Origin of the sequence: Chamaesiphon sp. OTE_75_metabat_556 (assembly GCF_031378165.1) — a bacterium.
Classification (GTDB): Bacteria; Cyanobacteriota; Cyanobacteriia; order Cyanobacteriales; family Chamaesiphonaceae; genus Chamaesiphon.
This window is the reverse complement of sequence record NZ_JANNDR010000202.1, coordinates 1-5224: the sequence shown is the minus strand read 5'-3', so window position 1 is coordinate 5224 and position 5224 is coordinate 1. Positions and strand designations below refer to the sequence as shown.

Here is a 5224-nt window from a genome sequence, read left to right as displayed (position 1 = left end):
TAAAATCGAGATCCGCTAACAATGCGGTGGGATTTCTCTTAGCAGATTGGTTTGAAGAAACCCAACAATTCTAAGTATTTACTAGCTCACCAATGCCAACCCGCGTCGATATAATTCCTGTGCGTACTCAGTCCAAGTACCTTGTCCCCAGTAGCGAAAACAACTGGTTTGCACCAATAAGTTGTAGAGCAAAGCAGCTTGATAATCCGATCGAGTCGTAACTGTCGGATCGGCGGCTACTAACGCATCAAACTTTTGGTGGAATAGCGCGCTCAGTTGATACATCGGTGCCAGGACATTATCATAGCCCTGTACCCAACTCAGATTATCCGTCCAGGAAGCACCATCCATGTGAAATTTGTGGTCAGTTTTTTTCAGTGCTTTGATCGCGTTTTCTACTGATTTTGTGTCGGAGTGTTCGGGATCGACTAACTGCCAAATTTTATGTTGTTGGACACCCTGACAAACTGGATAATCTGCTTCCGTAATCCCGATGCTTGCTAATAATTCTAAATATTCCGTGCCGTTACAGCCAACAACGCCACTATTTTGACCTTTGATTTCGTGCCAAGGGCGGGGGAAATCGCGGGGGAATTCATTCATCATGACGCCGCCATTTTCACCATCGGCAATTTGGGTGACTAAACAAGGAATCGATTTACCTGCTAATTGCTGTTTGCCGCGACTTTTGGCTTCATAATAGGGCTGCATTTGGGCGACTAATTTTGTGTCCGATCCTTGAGTTTTAATTAATGCTGTAATGCTAATCGTTTCGCCTTGAGAATTGCGTGCGACTAAACGATTAGGCAGGTATTTATTATCTTGAGATAGACTTGCACCATCAAGCTGCTCGACGGAATGTTCCTGCACCATCAACCAGCGATAACCGCATTCTTTGAGTGCCTTGATATAGGCATACAAGACATCGGGATGATTGGGGAGATGCATTTCTGGGGGTGAGAAGCCTTTGACGCGTTGGAGGGCTTCAATCCCAAACATAGAGGCAAAATGATGCTGCCAAGCCTGGATTTGTAATTTGATGTCGGGAGTCGGGGTGGAAGGCACCACAGCATGGCTCCACATCGTCCCCAGCCACTCGACATGGGGTTGATACTGGCGATCGCCAGTAATCTTTTTGAGGTGGTCGATGACGTCATTGCGCCCCATCTGCTGCAATCCCCACAACAGGTTTCCCGAATAGTCCAACATGATCCGGGGGTTGCAACCTTGAGCGACTAAATCGGGGATAAATTCACCCATCCGGGCATAACACCAGGCAAACACGTTCGCATTATGATTATCGCCTTCACCTTGATGCTCGAACATATATTGCAGATGTCCGATGAGTTCGCCCTGCGCGCCAGCCGGAATCGTCGGTTGATGCATGTGGAGCGCGCACGCAAATCCCGCTGTCATCTCGGCTAAGTGCAGATTGCTAGTGGGGAGAAAGACTAGTTCGGGATGGTTGACCGCAGCATTTATTTCAGCTTCTCGGCCACAGATGCTGGGCAGTTCGGAGCCAATCTGGGCTAACTCGGCGGTGGAAGATGGAGTAGAAATCATGATTAGCTCCTCATTATGACGATCGCCATCAGAATACCAAACTCTATTCACGCTCATCCCAGCATCAGTCGGAAACTTAACTTTGGCGATCGAGTCCTAAACATGGAGCATGGAGCGGGTTCGATCGAGAAATACAGATCGCACTTTACACCAGCGATCTCGGTGCGTTACGCTACGCGGTAGCACCTTCGGACTGATTTACGCTCGATTTACGCCACTACATGTGAATACTGACCTATCCCCTAGTCTCCCAAAATATCAATTAGTTGCTGGCAATGCGACGGATCTGGCCACGCTGTTGAAATTCCTTCAGCGTACTTATCAGGAACTATATCCACATCAACAAGATTATCAACATCTGCACGCGACAGTAGATCGCTATTTCAGTGCCAATACGCCGTTATGGTTTGTGACAATACCGGATGGAAATCGAGCCAAGAAGATTGCCTGTCTGTGGCTGGGGATTGCGATCGATCAAGCGACGGGCATTCGTCATCCGAATATTTTTCTGGTCTATGTCGAGCCAAATCATCGGCGTCAAGGTATCGGTCGAGCGTTGATGGAACATGCCCAAGTTTGGGCAAAAGCTCAAGGCTACACCCAAATCGGCTTACAAGTATTTATCACCAACCAACCCGCGATCGATTTATACCAGCAATTAGGTTATGAGTCTCGATCAATTTCGATGATGCGAGATCTGTAGAGTTCGGAGTGGGCAGTTCGGAGTTCGGAGTCGGGAGTTAAATCCAATCTAAATTTTAGGTTGAAATACTATTCACTAAATCCCATCTGGAATTGTTAACATAAGTAATGTAGTCGAGATTGTTCATACTAATCACTAATAAGGACTTAGATCAAGATGAAAGGAGTGGTTGTCGAAGTTAGAACCCAGCTATTGATGCTCATGACCCTCGTGGGATTAATGTGGGGACTAGAAATTCTCGATACATTCGTATTTCGCCACGGACTCGACACCCTCGGAATTTTGCCCCGTCAGCCACTCGGTTTGCGCGGTATTCTATTTTCACCATTCTTACATGCCAACTTTGCGCACTTGATGGCAAATACAGTGCCCTTTATCGTCCTAGGTTGGCTGATTATGGCTCAAAGTATCGCGAACTTTGTCGTCGTTTCCGCGATTTGTACGCTCGTGGGTGGACTGGGGACTTGGCTATTTGGTGCGAGTGGCTTACATATTGGTGCTAGCGGCATAATTTTTGGTTATCTGGGTTTTCTGCTCGCGCGCTATTTTTTCGATCGCCGACTGAGTTCTGGTCTGGTAGCTTTAGTTGTCGGTAGCACCTATGGTAGCGTGTTGTGGGGGGTTTTACCTTCTGTACCAGGGATTTCGTGGGAAGGACACCTGTTTGGGTTCTTAAGTGGTATTCTCGCAGCTAGATTTGTCAGCGATCGCTAACCCATACTTAAAGGAGTTAAATCCGCTAATTGCGATCCTCCAGCCGCAGCCTAAATGTCTAAAGCCTTATCCCTACAGCCTAATTTACGATCGATTCAGTGATAAGTCGTCGATCTAGCTACTAAATCTCATACAAAAGTCCGATTTAATTCGCTGTCAATTCATCGAGAATAAGTGGAAGTCAAAAGATATACCTGACTCGACTAACATTATTCGCATCACCACTAAGTCTTTTGTATGCATTCTCTAGAACCAGAAGAAGAGGATTTTTTAATTTGCCCATCTTTTGAGTGGGACGATCTCTATCCTGAAGAAACTTTCGGCGACAGGTTACGACTTTTTTACAGTCAATTTAATAGCAGTACCCGCGCCTTGCTAGACGATGCACTATTTCGAGAAGTCGAATCTCAATCGATCGTTACTAGCTTGGAAATTCTGTGTGCGAATCAGATTATTCACAAACGACTAATCCAAAAACATCTAAAAATCCGCAACGAAATTCGCTGGATTTGGCCGGAGACTGTGAAACAGTTTGAGATTGGTGTTCGCGATCCCGATTGGTGCGGGCAAGTATTTAAGCTGCCTTAATTGAGATGCGCTGGTGACTGGTTGCGCTCACTCCCCAATTTGCTCGCAGACTAATCCGTGCTGGAGATTCGGATATCTACCCGATCGAGAGTTGCCCTGCCGCCTAAAATAGGATTAAGGACAACGCTCGAATAATAGGCTATGGATAATAACAACTGGCTACAACAGATTTTGATGTTCGGGATTGGTACGACTTCCTTAGTCGCCGATCGCGTCCGCGAGGTCAGCGAACAGTGGGTCAAAGACGGTAAGATCGACTCCGACCAAGCTAAATCATTTGTCGATGACCTGATGGGGCAAATGAAGCTCGATCCGGCAAACTTTGAAGCGCAGCTTCAGCGGACGATCCGCAATACAATGCAGGATTTGGGCGTACCCCGTCAAAATGAAATGGACGAACTGCGCGGACGCATCGACAGGCTCGAACGCCAAATCCGAGAACTGGAAAACAAATTGTGGAAATAACCAATCGAACCTAAATATTTCGAGATTTGAATCAATCGCGGTAAAAATCGTTGCCACGGGCTGCTGATGATTATAATCAGATCGTGGTTCAAATCAATTTGAGTATGAAGGAAATTTTAGTCAGTTTAGGATTGATGCTCGGATGCGGTATCCTAATTCTAGTCTTTCAGTTTGTTGTGGGAACGCCAACTGCCACTGCTGAAGCGATCACCGCTACCAATCTCGTTGCCACGATCGATCCACCGACCTCTACTCCCGCTAACTTAATTGCCATGGATAACAACGAAAATCAAGTGACAACTGCTTCGGGACTAAAGTATGTGGAAATTGCCGAAGGCACTGGGGAAAGCCCTGCCAAAGGTCAAACGGTATCGGTTCACTACACTGGTACGCTAGAGAACGGCAAGAAATTTGACAGCTCTCGCGATCGCAACCAAGCATTTGAATTTCAAATCGGTGAAGGTCAAGTCATCAAAGGTTGGGATGAAGGACTCAGTACGATGAAAGTCGGCGGTCGTCGCAAGCTGATTATTCCCGCCGATCTAGGCTACGGCGCGCGCGGTGCTGGCGGCGTCATCCCGCCCAATGCTACCCTCGTTTTTGATGTAGAACTACTCAAGGTCAAAGGATAGTAGGATCTGTGGAGGTAGCTTGCATATATCTGCGCTACTTCCATCCCCTAAATCTGAATTTGGGAACATCACTCAGTTAATGGTTGTCATGGAGAGAGAGGATGCTCGAAACAACCCTACTAACCATGAGTCAATCACTTTCCCTATCTTGGTCCCAGCTTGAGGAAAACCTCCCTCGAACCAGAGTGCAAGTAGCTAAATTAGACAAATTACCGAACAATGAGCTGATTTTGCTCGCTCAGTCTGGCTTGCGTGCAGATCGAGCAGCTTTAGCCGAACTAATGCGGCGGCATCAGTCCCATGTCGATCGGATTTTGTATCACTTGGCTCCAGACTGGCAAGATCGTGCGGATCTAGCTCAGGAAGTGTGGATTCGGGTTTACAAGAATATCAAAAGCCTCAACGAACCCGAAAAGTTTCGGGGCTGGTTGAGTCGGATCGCGACCAATCTGTTCTACGATGAGTTGCGCAAACGCAAGCGTGTCGCGCCACCACTGTCGCTAGACGCGCCGATTAATGTGGGCGATGGTACGATCGAGTGGGATATTGCTTCCGATCC

8 protein-coding genes are annotated in these 5224 nt (G+C 47.2%); 7 read left to right on the top strand and 1 reads right to left on the bottom strand.

Going from position 1 to position 5224, the window contains the following annotated elements; translation table 11 throughout:
- Positions 1-81: 81 nt before the first annotated feature.
- Complete coding sequence (locus RMO27_RS08335) at positions 82-1563, bottom strand: glycosyl hydrolase family 57 (protein ID WP_309731236.1); 1482 nt, start codon at positions 1561-1563, stop codon at positions 82-84.
- A 15-nt stretch (positions 1564-1578) separates the two neighbouring features.
- Here RMO27_RS08335 and RMO27_RS08330 point away from each other — a divergent pair, with 15 nt between their 5' ends.
- From RMO27_RS08330 to RMO27_RS08300, 7 genes are all read left to right on the top strand, one after another.
- Positions 1579-1746, top strand: a complete 168-nt coding sequence (locus RMO27_RS08330; protein ID WP_309731234.1) for a hypothetical protein — start codon at positions 1579-1581, stop codon at positions 1744-1746.
- A gap of 40 nt (positions 1747-1786) precedes the next feature.
- Positions 1787-2266 (top strand): GNAT family N-acetyltransferase, encoded by a 480-nt coding sequence (locus RMO27_RS08325; protein WP_309731232.1) that lies wholly within the window; start codon positions 1787-1789, stop codon positions 2264-2266.
- Positions 2267-2422: 156 nt separating this feature from the next.
- Positions 2423-2980 carry a rhomboid family intramembrane serine protease gene (locus RMO27_RS08320; protein ID WP_309731230.1) on the top strand — a complete coding sequence of 186 codons (558 nt, stop codon included), beginning with the start codon at positions 2423-2425 and terminating at the stop codon, positions 2978-2980.
- A 237-nt stretch (positions 2981-3217) separates the two neighbouring features.
- Complete coding sequence (locus RMO27_RS08315; RefSeq protein ID WP_309731228.1) at positions 3218-3568, top strand: hypothetical protein; 351 nt, start codon at positions 3218-3220, stop codon at positions 3566-3568.
- A gap of 141 nt (positions 3569-3709) precedes the next feature.
- A complete protein-coding gene (locus RMO27_RS08310) occupies positions 3710-4033 on the top strand; it encodes a phasin family protein (RefSeq protein ID WP_309731226.1) in 324 nt (107 codons plus the stop codon).
- Positions 4034-4137: 104 nt separating this feature from the next.
- Positions 4138-4665, top strand: a complete 528-nt coding sequence (locus tag RMO27_RS08305) for an FKBP-type peptidyl-prolyl cis-trans isomerase (RefSeq protein ID WP_309731224.1) — start codon at positions 4138-4140, stop codon at positions 4663-4665.
- Between the two features lie 125 nt (positions 4666-4790).
- Positions 4791-5224, top strand: a 434-nt coding sequence (locus RMO27_RS08300; protein ID WP_309731222.1) for a sigma-70 family RNA polymerase sigma factor, incomplete at its 3' end; no start/stop codon positions are given.

What these genes read in the sequence shown, in the direction of transcription:
- RMO27_RS08335 (WP_309731236.1), bottom strand. Translation starts at nt 1,563, where the DNA reads ATGATTTCTACTCCATCTTCCACCGCCGAGTTAGCCCAGATTGGCTCC.
- RMO27_RS08330 (WP_309731234.1), top strand. Translation starts at nt 1,579, where the DNA reads ATGACGATCGCCATCAGAATACCAAACTCTATTCACGCTCATCCCAGC.
- RMO27_RS08320 (WP_309731230.1), top strand. Translation starts at nt 2,423, where the DNA reads ATGAAAGGAGTGGTTGTCGAAGTTAGAACCCAGCTATTGATGCTCATG.
- RMO27_RS08315 (WP_309731228.1), top strand. Translation starts at nt 3,218, where the DNA reads ATGCATTCTCTAGAACCAGAAGAAGAGGATTTTTTAATTTGCCCATCT.
- RMO27_RS08310 (WP_309731226.1), top strand. Translation starts at nt 3,710, where the DNA reads ATGGATAATAACAACTGGCTACAACAGATTTTGATGTTCGGGATTGGT.
- RMO27_RS08305 (WP_309731224.1), top strand. Translation starts at nt 4,138, where the DNA reads ATGAAGGAAATTTTAGTCAGTTTAGGATTGATGCTCGGATGCGGTATC.